The sequence below is a fragment of the Micromonospora sp. NPDC049175 genome, from assembly GCF_043197345.1.
Lineage (GTDB): Bacteria > Actinomycetota > Actinomycetes > Mycobacteriales > Micromonosporaceae > Micromonospora.
This window is the reverse complement of sequence record NZ_JBICSY010000002.1, coordinates 1,208,200-1,228,791: the sequence shown is the minus strand read 5'-3', so window position 1 is coordinate 1,228,791 and position 20,592 is coordinate 1,208,200. Positions and strand designations below refer to the sequence as shown.

The 20,592-nt window shown below is 71.2% G+C and carries 19 protein-coding genes; 10 read left to right on the top strand and 9 right to left on the bottom strand.

All coding sequences use genetic code 11. The annotated features are described in order from the left end of the window. Positions 1-260: 260 nt before the first annotated feature. Positions 261-2,069, bottom strand: coding sequence for a S9 family peptidase (locus ACGFH8_RS12755; RefSeq protein WP_393366576.1), 1,809 nt, complete (start codon positions 2,067-2,069; stop codon positions 261-263). 94 nt (positions 2,070-2,163) lie between these two features. Between ACGFH8_RS12755 and ACGFH8_RS12750 the strand changes: the two genes are divergently transcribed. Further along, complete coding sequence (locus ACGFH8_RS12750) at positions 2,164-3,135, top strand: GNAT family N-acetyltransferase (protein ID WP_393366574.1); 972 nt, start codon at positions 2,164-2,166, stop codon at positions 3,133-3,135. Between the two features lie 45 nt (positions 3,136-3,180). Here ACGFH8_RS12750 and ACGFH8_RS12745 read toward each other — a convergent pair whose 3' ends face one another. Next, positions 3,181-4,977, bottom strand: a complete 1,797-nt coding sequence (locus ACGFH8_RS12745; RefSeq protein ID WP_393366572.1) for a BTAD domain-containing putative transcriptional regulator — start codon at positions 4,975-4,977, stop codon at positions 3,181-3,183. Between the two features lie 549 nt (positions 4,978-5,526). Here ACGFH8_RS12745 and ACGFH8_RS12740 point away from each other — a divergent pair. The 7 genes from ACGFH8_RS12740 to ACGFH8_RS12710 are packed head-to-tail and all read left to right on the top strand — an operon-like array spanning position 5,527 to position 11,142. After that, complete coding sequence (locus tag ACGFH8_RS12740; RefSeq protein WP_393366570.1) at positions 5,527-7,353, top strand: ABC transporter ATP-binding protein; 1,827 nt, start codon at positions 5,527-5,529, stop codon at positions 7,351-7,353. A 51-nt stretch (positions 7,354-7,404) separates the two neighbouring features. Then, positions 7,405-7,536: a keywimysin-related RiPP gene (locus ACGFH8_RS12735; RefSeq protein ID WP_393366569.1), complete on the top strand. Its 132-nt coding sequence runs from the start codon at positions 7,405-7,407 to the stop codon at positions 7,534-7,536. A gap of 32 nt (positions 7,537-7,568) precedes the next feature. Further along, positions 7,569-9,413 (top strand): asparagine synthase-related protein, encoded by a 1,845-nt coding sequence (locus ACGFH8_RS12730; RefSeq protein WP_393366567.1) that lies wholly within the window; start codon positions 7,569-7,571, stop codon positions 9,411-9,413. Beyond that, positions 9,410-9,670, top strand: a complete 261-nt coding sequence (locus tag ACGFH8_RS12725; protein WP_393366565.1) for a lasso peptide biosynthesis PqqD family chaperone — start codon at positions 9,410-9,412, stop codon at positions 9,668-9,670. Before ACGFH8_RS12730 ends, ACGFH8_RS12725 begins: the two co-directional genes overlap by 4 nt. Further along, positions 9,667-10,098, top strand: coding sequence for a lasso peptide biosynthesis B2 protein (locus tag ACGFH8_RS12720; RefSeq protein WP_393366563.1), 432 nt, complete (start codon positions 9,667-9,669; stop codon positions 10,096-10,098). The genes ACGFH8_RS12725 and ACGFH8_RS12720 overlap by 4 nt, the downstream gene beginning before the upstream one ends. Next, complete coding sequence (locus ACGFH8_RS12715; protein ID WP_393366561.1) at positions 10,095-10,634, top strand: MauE/DoxX family redox-associated membrane protein; 540 nt, start codon at positions 10,095-10,097, stop codon at positions 10,632-10,634. The genes ACGFH8_RS12720 and ACGFH8_RS12715 overlap by 4 nt, the downstream gene beginning before the upstream one ends. A 7-nt stretch (positions 10,635-10,641) precedes the next feature. After that, positions 10,642-11,142 (top strand): TlpA family protein disulfide reductase, encoded by a 501-nt coding sequence (locus tag ACGFH8_RS12710; protein ID WP_393366559.1) that lies wholly within the window; start codon positions 10,642-10,644, stop codon positions 11,140-11,142. Between the two features lie 58 nt (positions 11,143-11,200). Here ACGFH8_RS12710 and ACGFH8_RS12705 read toward each other — a convergent pair whose 3' ends face one another. Further along, the gene (locus tag ACGFH8_RS12705) at positions 11,201-12,019 is read right to left on the bottom strand and encodes a hypothetical protein (protein ID WP_393366557.1); all 819 of its coding nucleotides are present in this window, start codon (positions 12,017-12,019) and stop codon (positions 11,201-11,203) included. A gap of 15 nt (positions 12,020-12,034) precedes the next feature. Next, positions 12,035-12,442, bottom strand: a complete 408-nt coding sequence (locus ACGFH8_RS12700) for a RidA family protein (protein ID WP_393366555.1) — start codon at positions 12,440-12,442, stop codon at positions 12,035-12,037. Positions 12,443-12,615: 173 nt separating this feature from the next. Between ACGFH8_RS12700 and ACGFH8_RS12695 the strand changes: the two genes are divergently transcribed. Next, complete coding sequence (locus ACGFH8_RS12695) at positions 12,616-13,470, top strand: NAD(P)-dependent oxidoreductase (RefSeq protein WP_393366553.1); 855 nt, start codon at positions 12,616-12,618, stop codon at positions 13,468-13,470. Positions 13,471-13,486: 16 nt separating this feature from the next. Further along, positions 13,487-14,440, top strand: coding sequence for a 3-oxoacyl-ACP synthase III family protein (locus ACGFH8_RS12690; RefSeq protein ID WP_393366551.1), 954 nt, complete (start codon positions 13,487-13,489; stop codon positions 14,438-14,440). An 80-nt stretch (positions 14,441-14,520) separates the two neighbouring features. Here ACGFH8_RS12690 and ACGFH8_RS12685 read toward each other — a convergent pair whose 3' ends face one another. Genes ACGFH8_RS12685 through ACGFH8_RS12665 form a run of 5 tightly spaced genes read right to left on the bottom strand, consistent with a single transcriptional unit; the run spans position 14,521 to position 20,590 of the window. Beyond that, positions 14,521-15,525 (bottom strand): helix-turn-helix domain-containing protein, encoded by a 1,005-nt coding sequence (locus ACGFH8_RS12685; protein ID WP_393366549.1) that lies wholly within the window; start codon positions 15,523-15,525, stop codon positions 14,521-14,523. Between the two features lie 5 nt (positions 15,526-15,530). Further along, positions 15,531-16,583, bottom strand: a complete 1,053-nt coding sequence (locus tag ACGFH8_RS12680; RefSeq protein ID WP_393366547.1) for a MupA/Atu3671 family FMN-dependent luciferase-like monooxygenase — start codon at positions 16,581-16,583, stop codon at positions 15,531-15,533. A gap of 4 nt (positions 16,584-16,587) precedes the next feature. Next, a complete protein-coding gene (locus ACGFH8_RS12675; protein WP_393366545.1) occupies positions 16,588-17,922 on the bottom strand; it encodes an MFS transporter in 1,335 nt (444 codons plus the stop codon). Continuing rightward, on the bottom strand, positions 17,919-19,478 hold the full coding sequence (locus ACGFH8_RS12670) for an AMP-binding protein (RefSeq protein ID WP_393366543.1): 1,560 nt from the start codon (positions 19,476-19,478) through the stop codon (positions 17,919-17,921). The genes ACGFH8_RS12675 and ACGFH8_RS12670 overlap by 4 nt, the downstream gene beginning before the upstream one ends. Continuing rightward, complete coding sequence (locus tag ACGFH8_RS12665; RefSeq protein WP_393366541.1) at positions 19,475-20,590, bottom strand: HAD-IIIC family phosphatase; 1,116 nt, start codon at positions 20,588-20,590, stop codon at positions 19,475-19,477. Before ACGFH8_RS12665 ends, ACGFH8_RS12670 begins: the two co-directional genes overlap by 4 nt. Positions 20,591-20,592: the final 2 nt, after the last annotated feature.

The following is a 20,592-nucleotide window of genomic DNA, read 5'->3' as shown; positions in this document are numbered from 1 at the left end:
TGGCAGCTGTTTTCGCCGTGGCCCTGTCCGTCTCCGCTCCGCAGATGGCCTCGACGTCGGCGACGGGGACGAATCCCCGAGTCGACGGTTCGGTGAGCTGCGACTGGTGCGCGCCGGAGCGCTGAGCAGCTGCACCGAGGCCCAACGAGCCTCCGCGCGTCGGCCAGTCTGAGCACGTGGTCGGGGGCCAGGTCGGATGACCCGGTCGGCCGACGGTCGCGCCTCACCTGTGGGCGTGCCGTCGGCCGACCGAGCCGGCGTCAGTGACCGAGATGCTTGACCAGAAACTCGCCCGCGTCCGCGAAGGCCTTGGCCTGGTTGTCCCGGCGGAGCAGGCCGTGCCCCTCGTCCGCGAAGATCTCGTACCGCACCTCCACCCCACGCGACCGCAGCCGCTGCACGATCTGATCGCTCTCGTGCTGGGGCACCCGGGGATCGTTGGCCCCCTGGATGACCAGCAAGGGCGCCCGGATCTGGTCCGCGTGGGTGACCGGTGAGCGGGCCATCAGCCGGTCCGCATCCGCTTCCGGGTCACCGATCACCGCGGCCACCAGCGAACGCCACGTCGGAGGCGAGGCCTTCGCCAGGGTGACGAGGTTGCTCGGCCCGTACAGGTCGACGCCTGCGGCCCAGTCCAGCTCCGGCAGCCGGCTGAGGCAGGACAGGACCGCGAAGCCACCGTACGACGCGCCCATGATCCCGATGCGGGCCGGATCGACCCACTCCTGGCTTCGCAGGAAGGCCACCGCGTCGGCGAGGTCCGTCAGATCTCCGCCTCCCCAGTCACGGTTCACCAGGTCCGAGTAGGCACGGCCATAGCCGAGAGAACCGCGGATGTTCGGGGCGAAGACGCCGACACCGTGCGCGAGCAGGTACTGGTAGAAGCCGTCGTACATGTAGACCGGCAGTTCCTGCCAGGCCGGACCACCGTGCACCGAGATCAGGACACCGGCCGACTCCTGACCCTCGGGACGGTAGAGGAAGCCGGGGATCTGGCGGCCGTCGCCGGCTGGATAGCGGACCAACGTCGGCGCGACGAAGGTGGCAGCGTCGGCCGCGACCGGCCGAGCGTCGCTGAGCCACCGGAGTTCGCCGGTGTCGAGTTCGATCAGGAGGATGTTCCACGGCTGGGTCGCCGTCGAGAATCGCAGCACGACGAAGCGCCCGTCGGCCGAGACGGTGAGGCCGGTCGCCGCCCCGGCGGGCAGTTCCGGCATCCGGATGTCGGCGCCGGTGCCGAGGTCACGACCGCGCAGTTGGCAGAAGCCGTCGACGTTGACGTTCCAGACCAGCACCCGCCCGTCAGCGGAGAGGGCGACCTCCTGCACCTCCCAGTCCGGCGTGTCCAGCCAGGTGAGGGCGCCGGTGTCCGCGTCCATCACGGCCAGACCGGTGAACTCCCGTTCGAAGTTCGACATGACCAGGAAGCCGCTGCCGTCCGGCAGCCACGGCCCCAACCAGTACGTCGCCACACCGTCGCGCGACGTCAGCGAACGGGGCTCGGCGCCGTCCAGGGACGCCACGTACACGAGGTGGTCACTGTTCGTGGTCCGCCACTCGGCGACGGTGAGCCTGGTCCCGTCGGGAGACCAGTAGCCGGGAAACGTCCTGCCACCGCCCGCGTACACCCGGCGCACCTCGGCGGACGCCACGTCGAGGACCAGCACGTCCTGGTCGGCGGGGGTCCGATCGTTGCCGCAGTACGCGACGAACCTGCCGTCGGGGGAGAACGGATCGCCTTCGGCCGCGGAGAACTGCACGTCCGGCACGTCGGTGAGCCGCACCGGGTCCCCGCCGTCGGCGGCAATCCGGTGCAGTTGCGTCTTCTCATCCCCGTGGTCATCGGCCAGGTACAACAGCCATTCGCCGCCGGGGTGCCAGGCAACCCTGCGGACCGTCGAGTCGGTGTTGGCGGTCAGCCGACGCGTGGCGCCGTCCGACAGTGACTGCGTGACCAGGTTGAACTGGCCGTTTCGGTCGTCGACGTAGGCGATCTGGCTACCGTCGGGGGCGATGACCAGCGTCGGCAGGAATCTCAGGCCTGACTGAAAGTCGCGGTATCCGGGCATGAAGGAGATCCTAGACACTCGATGTCCTCGGGCGTTCGGTCGATGGCCCGCGGTCGATCCCATCCTGGGCCCCACCTGGATAGGATGCCCATCGATGAAGATCCTCAATTGGATGTCGGCCACCCTGGACGACGCGGAGCCGCTGGCGGCTCTCTTTCGACGGGCCGAGGCGAGCGCGCCCGTCGGCCTCGATCAACGCCCCGAGGGCGTCCACCTGCGGCTGGCGACTCTCGGGCCCGACCTTGCTCGGCACACGCTTGTCGGCGTGGCCGACGACGGAACCGTCGCCGCGTACGCGGAGGTCGCCGACATGGGGGAGGTCGATGGCGTACGTCGGCTCCGGTTGACCGCCGTGGCCCATCCCGACCTGCGGGGCGACGTCCGCACGGAGCTGCACCGGTGGCTCGTCGAACGGGCCGAGCGGTTGCGGCGGACCGGCGGAACGGCGCGGGCGGCCGTGCTCGGTACCCGGTGCGCCGAGAACGACGAGGCCGGGCACCGGCTGCTTGTCGAGGAGGGCTTCACGCCCGCCCGGCACGAACGCGACCTCGTCCTGGCGGTGCCGGAGTCGCCGCCCACCGTGGCGTTGCCGCCCGGTCTGGTGCTGGAGCCCGTCGACGCGCGGTACGAGGAACTCACCCGGCTGGCCCACAACGAGGCCTACGCGGACAGCCCGGCGGCGGTCCGGCCGGACCAGCGCACGTGGCCGCAGCATGCCGTCGCGCACCCGCGGTTCCTGCCGGACCTCTCCTGCCTGCTGCTCGCCGAGGAGGGCCGGGCGGACAACCCGGTCGCGGCCTTCCTGTTCGCGCTCGCCGACGAGGGCACGGACGAGCCGACCGCGCTGCTGCACTGCCTCGGCACCCGACAGCCCTGGCGCCGCCACGGCCTGGCCACCGCGATGATCGTGCGGGCCCTGCACCAGGCCCGGTCATCGGGCTACCGCCGGTTGCGACTCCAGGTGAGCGACACCAACCACCCGGCGCTGGCGCTGTACCGCAGGCTCGGCTTCACCGAATCGGGACGCGGGCACGCGGTGCTGATGCGACGGCTCGCCGCCGACTGACGGAGAGGGCCACCCCGGGCACCTCGGCTGGCTCCCGCCCGGTGGTCAGCTCGCGGCGCGGGCCGTCGCCAAGGCGAGCAGCCGCATCAACCCGGTCATCTGGAACTGGCCGCCGCCGAGTTCGTTGACGGCCACCTCCTCGACGAGCCGGGCCTCGACCAGCATGTCGAGAACCTGCTCGGCCTCGGCCTTCGGGATGCCCGGCAGGCGCAGGGAGGTCGCGGTGAACGGGTCCGGGCCGACATCCTCGAGCATCGACAGGCTGCGCCGGGCCGTGTCCGGCAGCGACCGGAAGGCCGACAGCAGGTGCCGACGCAGCGACTCGTCACCGAGGGACAGCTCGTCGAGACGGCGCGCCGGGTCGGCGAGGCGATGCGCGAGCCGGCGTACGGGCCACAGTGGACGGGCGGCCAGCCGGGCGCCGCAGACCCGTAACACGGCCGGCAGCGCGTCGCAGAACTCGACGACGGCCCGGGCCGCGGCCAGGTCGGCGAGGATGCGCTCCTCTCCGCCCATCGCGGCGAGCAGCACCATGCCCTCGACCATCCCCATCGGTTTGAGGGAGATCGCGTCCCGCCAGCCGGCGACCATCAGGTGCGAGCGGCTGATCAGCAACACCGTCGCGGACGAATGGTTCGGGGTGAACGCGCTGAGGTCGGTGTCCGTCCCGACGTCGTCAAGGATGATCAACACCGGGCGGCGCGCGGTCACGGCACGGAACCGCAGAGCAAGTTCCTCGGCGCTCCAGGCCGGTTCGACGCTCCACCCCAACCCGTACAGCAGGCGTTTGAGCACCGCGGGCGCGGGCAGCGGTGCGCCGTTCGCGTCGGTGAGCGAGGCGTACGCGGTGCCGCCGACGAACGCGTCGGCGCATCGGTGGGCGGCCCGCACCGCGAGCGCGGTCTTGCCGGTGCCGACAGCACCGGTGAGCACGACCTGGCGGGGGCCGTTGATCGTGGCCCGGTCGGCGGTGAGCAGCTTCTCCAGCGCGGCCAGTTCGTTCGTCCGGCCAACGAAGTACGGCTCGTCCGGTGGCAGCGTCACCGGGGCCGGCCCCGCGACGACGCTCAGTGGTTCCGGATGCGCCGGGATCAGCGCCGCGGGCGCGTCGCTGATCAGAACCTCTTGGTGGGCTCGGGTGAGCGCCTCGCCCGGGCTCACCCCCAACTGCTCGGAAAGCTCCCGGCGTGCCTGGTCGTAGGCGACCAGAGCCTCGGAGCGGCGGCCCGTACGGTGCAGCGCGAGCACCAGTTGGGCTCGGAACTGCTCGCGTAGCGGATAACGCGCCACCAGTTCGGTGAGTTCTGGGATGAGCCCGAGGCTGACGCCCAGGTCGAGCTCGACCGTGGCCTTGCGCTCACACGCAAGCGTGTACGCCTCGTCCAACCAGGGCCGATGCCGCTCCGCCAGTGCCTCGGTCACGTTCGCCAAAGCCGGCCCGCGCCACAGCGAAACAGCATTCTGTAAATCAATCACCGCAGCCGCGCGATTGCCCTCGGCCAACCTCTCGGCACCCCGCGCGGCCAGATTCTCGAAAGCGAACAGGTCAACGAATGAATCGCCAATGTCGAGCACGTAGCCCGCGTGCTCGCGCACAATCCTGACTTCGGAGCAGAGGCTCTTGCGTAAGCGTGACACGTAGGTGTAGATCTGCGCGTCGGCTGTCGCCGGCGGTTTCCAGCCCCACAGCAGAGAACTCAACTCCGCGTGCGGCACCACCTTTCCCCGCGCCAGCAGAAGGGCGGCGACAACGGTCGCGATCTTCGACCCGGACGACATGACGCGATGTCCGTCACGCCACACCTCCACCGGTCCTAACACACGAAACTGCAGCTCACTCACAGCACCACCTCCACCTTCGGCATTACGCCGAGGCATAGCCCCCGTATGATTCTTGAGCAAATACAATTAGACTGCAGCGTCGATTTACGCTGGGACCCAGTTGAAAGTATTAATCGTGGCCATTTCCGCCCCTGACCGCTCGACATTGGCGTCGAGTCCGTCATCCGTCAACGCGAGCCGCGTCGAATGGGTGTCGGTTAATCGCAATCGGGGGGTCGACTAAAGTCTCATCCACTAAGCGCATGCCAGCAGGCAAGGTCGCAATCGGAATGCCCAGCAAGCGCAACGTACCATACACCGCACCCGATGTACTACACCCGTCCGGATGCTTCACTCGATACTGGATCCGCCACCGCGCGCCGGGCAATTCGGGCAACTCGGGTTGGGTTGGCGCACTCATTAGTAAATTGCTACCCACCCTGCCCCGGCGCTGGGCGGCACGCGTCCGGCAGCGAGAAGATAGAAAAAATATGGACGCCTGCCGAATGCTTCCCTCGGTCTCGCCGACAGACGCCCGCGCGACCCACGGACACTTCGGTAGGACCCCCTATGCCCAGCCTTGCTCGCGCTCCGATGCGGCTGCTCCTCGGCTACCTGCGACCGCACCGCCGCGGTCTCGCGGCCGGAGCTGGTCTGATGTTTGTCGGTGGCCTGGTCAACCTGGCCCAGCCACTGGCGGTCAAGCGCCTTCTCGACGGGGTGACCGGCGGCACGTCGTTCGCTGAGCCGATGCTCCTGCTCGCTGCCCTCCTGGTGGCCGGCGCGCTGATCGGCGCCGGTGGCATGTACCTGCTGGAGGCCACGGCCGAGAGCGTGGTGCTCGACGCCCGCCGCCGCCTGATCGACCGGCTGCTGCGCCTGCGCGTCGGCGTGATGGACCGCGCCGAACCCGGCGACCTGCTGTCCCGGGTCACCGGCGACACCACCCAACTACGCGCCGCGGCCACCACGAACATCGTCGATCTCGTCACCGGCGTGTTCCAGATCGGCGGCGCGATCGTGCTGATGGCCCGCCTGGACCTCGTTCTGCTCGGCGTGGTGGCCCTGGTCCTGGCGCTGCTACTCGGCGTCACGGCGCTGCTCGCCGGGCGGATACGCGACGTCAGCGAACGGACTCAGGCGGCGGTGGGCAGGCTCGGCGCGGTGCTGGAACGGGCACTCGGCGCGTTTCGCACGGTCAAGGCCAACGGCGCCGAACGGCAGCAGACCGCGACGGCGCACCGTGCGGCAACCCAGGCCTGGCAGCACGGCCGGCGGGCGGCGCGTTGGGTCTCCGCGGCCGGCGTCACCACCGGCCTCGCCGTGCAACTGGCGTTCGTCATCGTGCTCGGCGTCGGTGGCGCCCGGGTCGCCGCCGGTGACCTGACCGTGTCGTCCCTCGTCGCCTTTCTGCTCTATCTCTTCTACCTGGCCGGGCCGGTGTCCCAGTTGGCCGGCGGGGTGACCGGGTTGCAGACCGGGCTGGCCGCGGTCGGCCGGATCGACGCGGTCGTACGACTTCCCGCCGAGGATCCGGACGAGCAGGCCGAGCCGAACGCCGAAGCGACACAACCGGTGTCGGTGGCGTTCCACAGTGTGTCGTTGCGCCACCGCCCGGAGGATCCGGACGTGCTCACCGACGTGACCCTGCGGATTCCCGCCACCGGCCTGACCGCACTTGTCGGCCCGTCCGGCGCCGGCAAGAGCACGCTCCTCGCGCTGGTCGAGCGTTTCCAGGACCCGACCTCCGGCCACGTCGAGGTCGGCGACCGCGACATCCGGCGGTGGCCGCTGCGCGAGCTGCGGGCCCGGATCGGATACGTCGAACAGGATGCCCCGGTGCTCTTCGGAACCCTGCGCGACAATCTGCTGCTCGGGACCCCGGACGCCTCGGACGACTGGATCGACGACGTCCTCGATCAGACCATGCTGACGACGCTCGTCCGCAGGTTGCCGCAGGGCGTCGACACGCCCATCGGGCACCGCGGGGTGACGCTGTCCGGCGGCGAACGCCAGCGGGTCGCCATCGCACGGGCGCTCCTGCGCAGGCCAAGCCTGCTGCTGCTCGACGAGCCGACCTCGCAACTGGACGCGGTGAACGAACAGGTGCTGCGCGATCTGACCGCCCACGTGGCCCGGACCACGACCGTGCTGATGGCCGCGCACCGGCTGTCCACGGTGATCGAGGCCGACCGCATCGTGGTGCTCGAGGCCGGGCGGATACGCGCGGTCGGCACGCACCAGAGCCTGATCGACAGTGACGACCTGTACCGCCGTCTGGCCCAGACCCAGTTGCTCCTCGGGCTGGAGGCTCCGGCTGCCGCGGTATCGAACGGATATAGAGGGCGACCCGAGACTTGGGCCGCAGACGCAGGCTCGCTTGATGATCCGTGGTGAGAGCGGCCTGGGTCGGTCCGAGTCACACAACCGGAAAGGGAGCGCATCGAGATGGCCAAGAAGTCGTACCAGCGCCCGACGCTGACCAAGGGCGGCTCGTTCGCCCGCAAGACCGCGGGAAGCCTCTTCACCAACTGCCGCGAGTCCTTCGTCACACAAAAGCCGAGGGCCGTTTGCAACTGATCCCACGGACTCACCAAGCCTAAGGGGCGATCATGGCGCAGGTGCCAGATCTGGCGTCGCGAGTGTCGTGGTTCGTGATGGTGCCGGACACCGATGCCGCACGGTCAGCCGTGCGGCTTCTGGAGCGGCTCGGCGGCGTACCGCAGACGATCACTCACGCGTCCGGTCGCCCTTGGCTGGTGGGTCGCTGGGAGGCCGGCGAGGCGGTGACGGCCGAACTCGGCCCGAACCGTCTCGCCGTGCTCGGCGAGCACCGGCTCTCCACCGAGGACCTGCTCCGGCTCGCGGGTGGTGCGACCGACTCCGAGGATCTCTGCGCGAGCCTGCGCGACCAGCCGGGCAGCTTCCACGTGCTCGCCTCGACGCCCGGCGGCGTCGCCGTGCACGGCAGTCTCTCCGGCTACCGACGCGTCTACTACCACTGTGCCGGTGGGCTGGCCCTGGCCTCGGATCGCGCCGACGTGCTGGCCGCGCTGACCGGGGCCGACCTGGACGACGAGGCTCTGGCGCTGCGGCTGCTGACCCCGTTCTCGCCGTGGCCGCTGATGTGGCAGCCGGTATGGCGGGGCATTCTCGCCGTACGGCCGGACGAACGGCTCGTCCTCGACCGCACGGCAGCACCGCGCACCAGGCAACGGTGGCAGCCGCCCGAGCCCTCGCTCGACCTCGAGACCGCTGCCGCCCGCCTGCGCCAGGCGCTCGCTGCTGCCGTCACGGTCCGGGGCGGCCTCCACGACGTCGTCGCCAGCGATCTGAGCGGCATGGACTCGACCTCGCTCTGTGCGCTCGCCGCCGGGCAGGGCCGGCACGTGATCGGCCTGACCTGCGTCAGCCCCGACCCACTCGACGACGACCTGCCCTGGGCCCAACTGGCCGCCCGCGAGATCGGCAAGGTGACCCACGAGGTGATCGCCGACGACGCGTACCCGCTGCCGTACACCGATCTGCACGAGCCCGCCGACCGTTTCGACGAGCCCACCGCGGCGGTGATATACCGCGCCGGGTTTCTGGCCGCCTCGCGCCGGGCCGCCGACCACGGCGCCCTCGTCCGCCTCACCGGCTTCGGCGGCGACGAACTGCTGACGGCCGACCCGGCCCTGCAGCTCACCCTCCTGCGTACGCAGCCCCGCCTCGCCCTGCGCCACCTGCGGACACTGCGCTCGGCCTATCGCTGGGGACGCGGCGCGACCCTGCGGGCGGTGCTCGACAGGCGCTCGTACGGCAGGTGGTTCGGCTCGCTCGTCCACACCCTCGCCGCCGAGGGCACCGGGTTCAACGGCCCGCTGCTGAGCTGGGGGCCACCGGTCCGCCTGGCTTCCTGGACCACGCCTGACGCCCACGCGACCGTGCGCCGGATCCTGCGGGACCACGCCGCCGCCGCGACACCTCTGCAGGACGACCGCGGGCTGCACGGCCGACTGGCCGGGTTGTACGCCGGGGCGTCCGCCGGGCGGCATCTCGCGCAGGCCTCCCGTCGTGTCGGCGTCACCACGGCGCTGCCCTACTTCGACGATCAGGTGGTCGAGGCAGGTCTGAGCGTACGTACCGCCGACGTGGCCTCGCCCCGGCAGTACAAGCCGCTGATCGTCCGGGCCATGCGCGACGTCCTACCCGAGTCGCTACGGCAGCGATCCACGAAGGCCGACACCTCGATCTCCGCGCTGCGGGGCGCCGAGCGGCACCGCTCCACGCTGCTCGACCTGGCGCAAGGATCGCGGTTGGCCGAGCGGGGCCTGATCGACGGCCCGGCCCTGCGCGCCGCGCTGGAGCACCCGGACGACCGCACTTTCTACGATCTCGACCAGACGCTGGCCGCCGAGACGTGGTTGCGCGCCCACGAGGAGACAACTCCCGGAAACGGAGAGCACAGCCGATGAGCTGGACCCTGCCCGCCCACGTCTGCTGGACACCCACCGAGTACGGCGGGGTGCTGCTGGACTCCGCATCCGGCGAGTACTGGACGTTGAACGCGAGCGCCACCACCGCACTCGCCTCGATCCTCGAGGACGCCGAGATGGCGAAGGTGGCCGACCGCCTCGCCGCCGAGTTCGAGGGTGATCGCGAGGCGATGGCCGCCGACGTGCCGGAGTTCCTCGCCGCCCTGCGGTCCGCCGGTCTGATTGCCACGACATGACCACCCAACAGGTCCTCGACTACCGGCCGAGCCGGCTGGGGCGACGGCTTGTCGTGCTGACCGTTGTGGTCCTCGCGCGGGTGCTGGCTCGGCGTTCGCCAGCGCAGATCTGCCGGGTGCTGCGCCAGGCGAGCCGCGGCGCCCGGCCCGCGACCGTCGCCGAGGCCGCCGCCGCGCGCCGGGACACCGTGGCGAACAGCGCGTTCTGCGCGGGCCCGCTGGGCTGCCTGCCCCGGTCGATCACCACGGCGCTGCTCTGCCGTCTGCGCGGCACGTGGCCGACCTGGGTGGTCGGGGTCCGCAGGCACCCACCGTTCGGCGCGCACGCGTGGGTGGAGGCCGAGGGCGCCGCGGTTGACGAACCGTACCCGGCCGGCTTCCACATCCCCCTGCTGACCGTCTCGTACGACGGAGGCCCGGTGGGATGACCACCACGCTGCTGCACCTCTCCTGGGTCTGCCGCGGCACGCTGGCCATGGTGTTCGCCGTGTCGGTGCTCGCCAAGGTCTCCGGCGTCGCCGCCGTCACGCGGTTCCGGCACGCCACCCGCACGCTTACCGGCTCGCGGGATCGCCGCGCCGACGTGCTCGCGCTCCTGGTCGTCGCCGGCGAGACAGCGGTGGCCGCAGGCTCGATTCCCGCGAGCACCGCGCCGTGGGCGGCCGCGGCGGCGATCGTGCTGCTGGCGCTGTTCTCGTGGCGGCTGGCCCGGTTGCCCGGCGCTGATTCGACGGTCGCCTGCGGGTGTTTCGGCGCGGCGGTCACCACCCGCCGGACCGGGCTGATGCGCAACGCGCTGCTGCTCGTCGTCGCCGCCCTGGGCGCGGGCAGCACGCTGGCGGTCACCGGGACCGGCGACACGGGCTTCGCCGGCCCACTGGTCTGCGTCGTCGCCGCGTCGCTGCTCGCGGCGGTCGTCATCCGCTTGAACGACATCACCTCCGTGTTCACCGCACGCCTGTGAGGCCCGCATGAGTGTCCTCGTCACCGTCGTCGTCGTGCTCGCGCTGGTGTGTGCCTTCAACACCGCGTTGAACGTGGCACTCGTCCGCCGACTGCGCTACCACGCCGAACTGCTCGCCGACGTGGAGGAGCGCGGGGTGCCCGCGCAGGCGCTACCGCGTGGCGAAACAGTGCACGACTTCGTCGGGCACGACGCGGACACGTTGGTCGCATTCTTCTCGCCCACCTGCACCAGGTGCCGCAGGGAACGCAAGGCCTTCGGCCGCGTCGCCGCCCGCTGGCCCGGCGGCCCGGACCGAACCGTGGCCGTGGTCTCCGGGCCGACCGCCTCCGCCGACTTCCTGACCGGGCTGGCCCCCGCCACGCGGATCGTCGTGGACACCGACGAGTCGCTCCGGCACGCGTTCGGGATCCGCGGCTTTCCGGCGCTCTTCGTGGTGTCGCCGGACGGACGGCTGGCCTGGACCGGTGTGCACGCCGACGCGGTCCCCGGGCTCACCGGGCCGTGACCGCCGGAGCTCTCGGCCCTCGATCAGAGGGAGTTCCCCTCGCACCACCCGAGGCCGGTCAGAAGAGCCGGGCCTGTTCCTCGGCGGCCTCTCGCAGCGCCGCCGAGTATTTCACGGTGCCGCCGGAGGCGCCGTAGTCGAGGCGGCTGACCCCGCTCGTCCGGCGGAGCATCGTCACACTGTTCTGCGTCAGCTTGTGCGACTCCAGCAGATTGACCATCTCCAGTTCTCCTGGATTCGACTGCTGAAACCGACGCAGGTAGCGCAGAATTGCCTCACCCTCCGGATAGGTCATGAGGTAATGCATCAACAACACGCCGCCGTCCGGGTTGATGCGCTCCCAGAAGTGCTCGAAGAAATAGAGACACTCCCAGGCGTCGACCCAGGCGAGGTCGATGACGTCGTAGTCGGCCGGCAGTTTGTCGGCGCACTCCCGAACGTCGGAGTTGACCACGGTGACCAATTCGTCGACGGACATCTCCCGAAGCACCTCGAGCACCCGACTGGCGGAGGAGAACGGGTTGGACAGATCGTCGACGGCGACCAGGCGGGGATCGTACGGGCGGAGGTGGAAGGCCGGCGCGGCCAGCGCCGGTTCCTCGTTGAGCCACTCGTCGTGCAGGCCACCGGTGAGGTGCCGCCCGGTCTTCGCGGCGAGCCCGCGGGCCTCGGCGGCGACCTGCTCGCGCACGTCGGCGAGCGCCGCGACGAGGAACGGGGTGGTGTAACCCATGCCCACCTCGATCACCCGGGCCGGCCGCAGCAGGTGGACCAGGTTGACCAGCAGCGGGGCCACCACGTCGGTGCCCATCTCCGGAACCCGAATGCCGGCGACGGCGCGCTGGAACTCCGGGCTGACGGTGCGATCCACGCGCATTCGAAGCTCCACCGCTCAATTGGCGCCGACGACGGCGGTGACCTCGATCTCGATCAGCGCCTCGTCGCGGAACAGCTTCGACACCTCGACGGTCGTGCTGGTCGGAAGATCACCGGTGAAGTACTTCCCGCGCACCGCCGCGTACTCGGCGCGGTGGGCCATGTCGGTGAGGTAGGTCCGGATGTTGATCACATCGGCGAAGGTCGCGCCGTGCGCGGCGAGCAACTGACCGATGATCTCCAGGGTGCGCTCGGCCTGCGCCGTCATGTCGCCCGGCCCGACGATCTCGCGGTTGTCGTCGTCGAGGGCGACCTGACCGGAGAGGACGAGCAACGTGGTGTCGCCGAGGCGCACCTCGGCGACCTGCGAGTAGGGCCCTGCCGGGGCGGGCGCTCCGCTCGGGTTCACCAGTCTCATCTGCATTGTCTGCTACCTCGCACCGGGATCCGGAGAAACACCTTCGTCAACCTACGGACGCCGGGGACGTTACCACAATCAGTGGTGAACGCCATTCCCCGGCTTGAATCGGTGAGTCACAAGTAGTTGTAGTAATTGCCGCGTTGTCCCAACGTCAGCTCGACGGTTACACTTCTTCAATGCAGCTCCGAATCGCATTCCTCGGGCTCGGCCGGATGGGCCTGCCCATGGCGATCCGGCTGGCCCGCGCGGGTCACGACGTCGCCGTCTGGAACCGGACCGCCGGCCGGGCGGAGGAGGCCCTCGCCGCCGGCGCCCATGGTGCCGCCAGCGCCCAGGAGGCGGTCGTCGGCCGGCAGCTCGTGATCACGATGCTCAGCGAACCCGGCGCGGTGCTCGGTCTTCTCGACGGGCTCACCCTCGACCCGGGCACCACCCTGGTCGAGATGTCCACCATCGGGCCGGACGCGGTGGCCGAGCTGCGCAAGCGGCTGCCCGCGGAGGTGTCGCTCGTCGACGCGCCGGTGCTGGGCAGCGTCCCCCAGGCGCAGAGCGGCGCGTTGCACATCTTCGTCGGCGGGTCGGCGGAGGACGTGGCCCGCTGCGCGCCGGTGCTGTCCGAGCTGGGCACCGTGGAACACGTTGGCGCCCTGGGCGACGGGGCCGCCGTCAAGCTCGTGGTCAACGTCGCCACCATCAACTCGGCCGTGCTCCTCGGCGAGGCGCTGGGCCTGGCCGCCCGGCTGGGCATCGCCCGGGAGACCGCCTTCGACGCGCTCAGCCGCACCACGCTGGCTCCGATCACCGGGGTGATGCGTCCCCGCCTGGCCGCCTCCCACCAGCCGACGCTCTTCGCACTGGGGCACGCCGAGAAGGACCTGCGCCTGGCACTGGAGGCCGGCGCCCGCCCCGATGGCGTGATCGCGGCGGCTCAACGGACCCTGGCCGAGGGCCGCGACGCCCGCCTGGGTGACGAGGACGTGAGCGCGATCATCAGGACCCTCGCCGAAGGGTCCACCCGTCCGGCGGGTTGAGCGGGAGGAGTGTGGCGTGGCGGCAATCGTCGACTTCGAGGTGCGGCTGCCCTCCGGGCACGCCGACGTACGGGACATGCAGCAGGCTTCCGGGTTGGCCCTGGCCGAGATCCTGGAGATCACCCACGCCGAGCGTTTCCCCGTCCTGGACGAGCACGAGACCGCCTGGGAGCTCGCCGCGGAGGCCGCCCGCGCGGTGCTCAAACGCAGCGGCGTCCCGCCGGCCGACGTCGACCTGGTGCTCTACGCCGGCTCCGGCGAGTGGGACCGGCCGTTCTGGTCACCGGGGGCGAGGGTCGCCGCCGAACTGGGCATCGAACGGGCACACTGCTTCGAGGTGTCCAACTTCTGCAACGCGGCGATGACGGCCGTGCAGCTCGCGGCCGACAAGGTCAGCCTCGGGCGAGCCAGGCACGCGCTGGTCCTCATCGGAGACCGACTGAGCCAGCTTGTCGACTACCACGACCCCGAGTCGAAGGCACTGTTCAACTTCGGCGACGCTCCCGCCGCCGTCCTCGTCGGCCACGACGGGCCGCTCGAGTTGCTGCACTCGCAGATGCGCACGGATCCGGCGTGGGCCGACTACTACTCCGGCGACATCGAGGACGACCGCATCGTGATGCGTCGGCGGGGCCGCCGCAGAGGGCTTGGCGACGCGTACCTGCGCAACTTCGTGGAGCTGACCAACGAGACACTGTCGACACTGGACCTGGCCCCGGCCGACGTGCGCTACTTCCTCATCAACCAGGGCGACCGCACCATGCACGAACGGGTTCTCGAGGCGTTGGGCATCGCCGCGCAACGATCGGTGTTCAACTACCACCGCTACGGGCACATGGGCGGCTCGGACCCGTTCATCGCCCTCGGTCAACTCATGGACGAGGGATCGCTCTCGCCGGGTGACGTGGTGCTGGTGGCGAGCAGCGGGATGGGCTTCTCCTGGGGCGTGACCGCGCTGCGCCGTAACTGAGCCGGGTCCGCTGCGCCGCGGCTGCGCCGGCTCGGCTGCGGCGCGGCTGCGCCGGCTCAGCACCCGCCCGGCACCGGCGGTCAGACGCCTCCTGCCTCCGGAGACGACGGGAACCATTCGACCGGCTCGCCGGACCAGGCGCCCAGCACGGTCGCCAGCCCGTCCAGGTCACCGGGCCGGTCGAGCCGCCCCACCCACCGTTGCAGCAGCCGGTGCCAGCTCTCCGCCGCCGGCACCGGATGCAGCTGGAACCGAGGGCGGGGGCGCAGCCAGGTACGGACTTCCGGATGTTCGTGGGCGCTCTGCCCGGCCCAGGCGACGTGCACGTCCCATTCCCGCGGCACCCGCGCGTCGAGTGCGGAGAAGAAGTCGAGAATCCTCTCGGGGACCGCGCCCGGGGTCAGGGCGGCCGGAGTCAGGGGCATCGCGCGGATCACGTCGAGCAGGCGCTGGCACCGGGGATCGCCGCCGGCCCGGGTGGCGAGGGAGCGTCGGCCGGGGCCCGGCCCAGCCTGGTCCCGGCCGGGGTCCGGCCCAGGCCGGCCTCGCTCCGCCGCCAGCGCGAGAATCCGGTCACCGGCCGCGATCCGCAGCCCGGCCACCGAACGGACCGCCTCCGCGAAGCATGGATCCTGGAAGAGCCGCCAGGTGGCCACCTGGTGGGGCCGCAGGCCCGCCGCCCGCCAGAGCCGGGAGACAGCGGTCTGGTTGAGGCCCGCCACCGCCGCCATGGCTCGTGTCGACCAGAGCCCGGCCCCGGCCGGTGGTGCCGTCTGGAGCGTCCAGGTCACCACCGCGTCGATCTGCGCCGCGGTGATCCGCCGGCCGGCTCCTGGGCGCGGCTCGTCGCGCAGACCGGAGAGCCGCCTGTCGACGAAGCGGGCCCGCCACTTGCCCGCCGTGTGCGGCCCCACCTCCACCTTCGTGGCGACATCCTTGTTGGACAGCCCCTCGGCACTGGCCAGCACGATCCGTGCGCGCAGGGCGAGGCGATCCCCGCTTGTCCATGCCGCCCACTCCTCGAGCGTCCGGCGCTCGCGCTCGGAGAGGATCAGCTCGGCCTTCGGTCGCCCCCGTGCGGCCATGTCGGTCAGCGGGAGGCAGTGGCGAACCGCAACCGGAGCTCGTTGAGCTGGTCCAGCCCGGCCAACACCGTCTTGTCCGGCAGCCCGAAGTCGATCAGGCAGGCCACCTCGTCCACCCCGATCTCCCGCAGCCGGCTCGCCACCCCGTACGCCTTGTCCACGGTGCCCAGCAGACCCCCCTCGTCGAAGTATCGCTGGAACGACCGCTCGACCAGGAAGTCCAGCTCGTCCGGGGGCAGTCGGGCGGGGTCGATGCCGCGCTTGCCGTCCATCCGGGACCCGAGGATCAGGTGCAGCGAACTGCGGATGTAGTCACTCAACGCGGGGCGTACGAGGTCCCGCGTCTCGTCCTCGTCGTCGCCGAGGTGAGTGTGCACCATGAGGGCCACGTGACCGGGCCAGTCGCCGGGCCGGGCGGCGACGGCCTCCCGGTACACGGCGATCTTCCCGGCCAGCTCGTCGAGGTCCTGGCCGAGCAGGTGGGTCAGCAGGCCCGCGCCGAGCTGACCGGCGGTGCGGAAGGTCTCCACCGCGCCGCCGCTGGTCAGCCAGATCGGCAGCTCCGCCTGCACCGGCGGCGGAAACACGCGTACCTGCCGGGTCTCCCCGACCCCGTCGGTGGCGGTGATCGACTCGCCCCGCCACAGCGCCCGGACCTGTTCGGCGTACTCCGCCAGGAGGGCGCGGCGGTCGGCGTAGGTCTCCGGCCGGAGCACGAAGTCGGCCGCGTGCCAGCCCGAGGCGAGGGAGACGCCGACCCGGCCGTTGGAGAGGTTGTCCACCATGGCCCACTCCTCGGCGATGCGCAGCGGGTGGTGCAGCGGCGCGACGACGCTGCCCGCGCGGATCGCCACCCGGCTGGTCACCGCGGCGACGGCGGCGCTTGTGACAGAGGGGTTCGGGTACAGGCCGCCGAACGGGTGGAAGTGCCGTTCCGGGGTCCAGACAGCGGCGAAGTCGTGGGCGTCGGCGAAGCGCGCGCCCTCCAGCAGTACGCGGTACCTGTCGCTCTGCCCGAGGCGGCTGTCGTTGGCGAAGTAGAAGAGGCTGAAGTCCATCCGGTCAGCTCCTGTCGGATGAGAGGGGATCGCCGGCCACCGTCGTCGGCTCGTCCGCCGCGGACCTGGTGTCGGGCACCGTCGCCGGCTCGTCCGCCGCCGCAACGCCGCTGCGGGTCGGGTCCTTCTGCGCCGCGCGCACCACGGCGGGAGCGAGCAGGCCGGCGGCGCACATGACCGCGCCGAAGATGAGCCAGCCGGGCCAGCCGAGACCGATGATGAGCACTGTCGCGGCGAACGGGGTGATGGTGGAGCCGAGTTGCGTGGACATGCCGAACAGGCCCTGGTACTGGCCGTGGCTGCCCTCGGGGGCCAGCCCGTACGCCAACGACCAGGCTCCGGAGCTGTGCAGCATCTCGCCGAGCACGTGCACGAGGGCGCCGGCGAGCAGGGCCGCCGCCGCGGCCCAGAGGGGCAGGCCACCGGCGAGGGCGAAGAGCACGCAGCAGGCGGCGAGCACCAGGCCGGCCCGCTGCCAGGCCCGGGCGCCACCGTCGAGGCGCTCCGCTCCCCGGCTGACCCGTACCTGTAGCAGCACCACGCAGATCGTGTTGATCACGAGGATGACGGGGTAGATCGCGGTGGGGGCCTCGGTGCGTTGCGCGATCCAGATGGGCAGCGCCACCGTCAGCAACGGCCCGTTCATCACCAGCAGCGCGTTGAGCACGACGAACGCCGCGTAGGGCCGGTCCCGCAGCACGACGAGGCTGGGCCGCGCCTCGGTGTCGCGGGTCGGCGGCACGGCCGGCACTCGCAGGTAGGCCAGGCCGGCGACCGCGAACAGCACACCCGCGAGGAGCAGCAGCGTCCGGTAGCCATCCTGGGAGTCGAGGTAGAGCCCGATCCCACCGATCACCGCGCCGAGGGTGACGCCCAGGTTGGCCACGGCCCGGAAGTACGACCAGGCCCGGACCCGTTCCTCCGGCGGCACCACGCCAGCGACAAGCGCTCCCCGGGACGCATCGGTGGCGGACTCGCCGGCCAGCACCAGGCAGGCGACGGCGGTCAACCACCAGAAGCTGGTGACGAAGGCGTAGCCGCAGGTGACCAGCCCGAGGGCCAGCATGGCGAGCACTGTGGCGTTGCGCGGCCCGAAGATGTCGGCCGCGTGACCAGCCGGCACCGCGACCAGCATGCCGACCGCCGCCCCGATGGTCAGCGCCAGGCCGACCCTGGTGGCCGAGATGCCGATCGACGTGGTGAAGTAGAGCACGCTTACCGACATGATGATGCCGTGCGCGGCGGTCTTGGAGAGGTTGCTCAGCGACACCACCCGCACCACACCGGCGGGTGGGACGAGGTCCGCCGTGGCGGCACGCAGCCGGGCGGCCGCCGTCACGCCGGGCCCGCCGTCGCCAGTTCTGCCACCGAGTCCCGCAGCGCCCCCCGGTCGATCTTGCCGTTGGCGTTCAGCGGCAGGGCGGGCAGGTGGGTGAGCACCCGGGGCACCATGTGCAGCGGCACCTGCTGGCGCAGCCAGCGACGCAGCTGCGGCACCTCATCGCCCGTGTAGAAGCCGACCAATTCCGTCTCTCCTGTTCGGTTGACCGCGACGACGACGGCCTGGGTCACGCCGTCGTGCCGGCGCAGCGCCGCCTCGACCTCGCCGAGCTCGATCCGGTATCCGCGAACCTTCACCTGGTTGTCCAACCGGCCGAGGTGGACGAGATTGCCGTCCTCGATCCGCACCCGGTCCCCGGTCCGGTAGTAGTGCTCGTCGCTGAGGCCACCGCCCTCGTACGGTTCGGCACCGTCGGCACCATACGTCAGGAATCGGCCGACATCATCGCCGGAGTCCAGATATCCGACGAACCTCTGTACCCCCCGTACACACAGCTCGCCCTCGTCGGCGGCGCGGCCGTCCGCACCGACGATCACGTGGTCGAGGAAGTCGTAGACCGGTCCGATCGGCACGGTGTCGTTGGAGGTCACCGGCCATCGCAGCGGGTCGAGGTCCAGGCGGAACTCGGTGCAGGCCACGGTCAGCTCGGTCGGGCCGTACACGTTCGTGACCACGGCCCCGGGGGCGATCTCCTGCCACCGCTCGGCCTGCCGGTAGGTGAGCGGTTCGCCGATGAAGATGCTGTATCGCAGGTCGGTGACCTGCCCGGTGGGCAGGGTGCCCAGTTCGTCGCCGACCGAGACCACCGACGGCACGGAGAACCAGTGCGTGATCCGCCGGTCCCGTAGGTAGTCCACCGGGTTGAGCAGCTCCGCGCGGCGGGGCACGGCCAGGGTCGCGCCACCGGCCCAGGTCACGAAGAGGTCGAACACCGACGGGTCGAAGGTGAGATCGAAGGTGTGCGACACCCGCGCCCCCGGGCCGACGGCGAAGCGGGCGACGTTGTGGCGGACGTACGCCACCGCCGCGCGCTGCGGGATCGGCACCCCCTTGGGCCGCCCGGTCGACCCGGAGGTGAACAGGACGTAGGCCACATCGTCCGGGACCCCGTGGTGGTCGGCCAGACCGGCACCGGTGCCGGCGAGCGCGCGGACCCGGTCGTCGTCGAGCGCCAACACCGTCGGGGCGGCGTCGCCGAGACCGCCGTCGAGCTGCGGCGCGCCGGATTCGTCGGCGACCAGCACGTCCACGCGGGCGAGGTCGCACACCCGCCGGTTGCGCAGCACCGGGTAGCCCGGGTTCAGGGGGGTCACCGCCGCGCCGAGGCGCTGCGCGGCAAGGTAGCCGGCGAAGGCGGTGACGCTGCGCTGGGCGAGCAGCGCCACCCGGGCCGGCACGCCGCCGTGCCGGGCGACGATGCTCTCGGCCAGCCCGAGGGCGCAGCGGTGCAGGTCCGCGTAGGAGAGCGGGCCGCTCTCCAGCTCCACGGCGACCGCGTCCGGCGCACGGGTGGCGGAGGCGGCGAACAGCTCGTAGAGGGTCTCACCGGTCATGCCGGCACCACCTCCGACCAGTCCCGCAGCCGGGTGTCGGGCTCGCTCAGCGCCGGGGCGCGCAACCGCAGCGAGGTCGCTGCGCAGGTGCGCTCGGGACGCAGGTGCAGCAGTTGCACCCCGTCCTCCGTCGCCAGGCCCACCTCGGCGAGGCACGCGCACCCGTCGTCGGCGAAGCCGGCGAACCGGTAGGCGACCTCCATGATCCGGTTGCGGTTCGTCGGCCGGAAGTCCGCGGCCAGGTGTACGCCGGCCCGCGCGGCCTGGTCACCGATCCACCGCAGGATGATCGCGCCGGCCCCGAAGGACACCACCCGGCAGGAGGTGGCGAGCAACTTCAGGTGCCAGACCCCGGGGTGGCGTGCCAGCAGCACCACCCCGACCGCCCCGTGCGGGCCGAACCTGTCGGTCATGCTGACCACCAGCACCTCGTGGTGCGGATCGTCGAGCAGGCCACGCAGGGTGGCGTCGGAGTAGTGGACGCCGGTGGCGTTCATCTGGCTGGTGCGCAGGGTGAGTTCCTCCAGGCGGGAGATGTCCTCGTCCCGTGCCCGGTCGATGACCATCTCCAGCTCCAGGCTGCGCAGGAATTCCTCGTCTGGGCCCTGGAAGCCCTCCCTCGCGGTGTCGCGGCGGAACTTCGCCTGGTACATCTGCCGGCGTCGGCGGGAGTCCACGGTGACCGCCGCCGGGCTGAATTCGGGCAGGCCGGTCAGCGCCCCGGCCTGGTCGGCCCGGTAGCACCGGACCTCGGGCAGCTGGTGGTTGATCTCGGCGAGCTCGGCCGGCTGGTCGTCGATGAAGGCGATCGTGTTCAGGGCGAACTGCAACTCGTCGGCGATCGCCCGGATGGAGTCGGGCTTGCGTCCCCACCCGATCTGGGGGACCACGAAGTAGTCGGCCAGGCCGAGTTCCTCCAGCCGGCCCCACGCGTGCTCGTGGTCGTTGCGGCTGGCGACCGACAGCAGGATCCCGCGGGCGTCCAGGGCGACGATGGTTTCCCGCACCTCGTCCGGCAGGGTCGCTTCTCCGTCCTCCAGCAGAGTGCCGCGCCACAGGGTGTTGTCCAGGTCCCACACGAGACACTTCACCGTCGGCGGTGTCTGGCTCACGG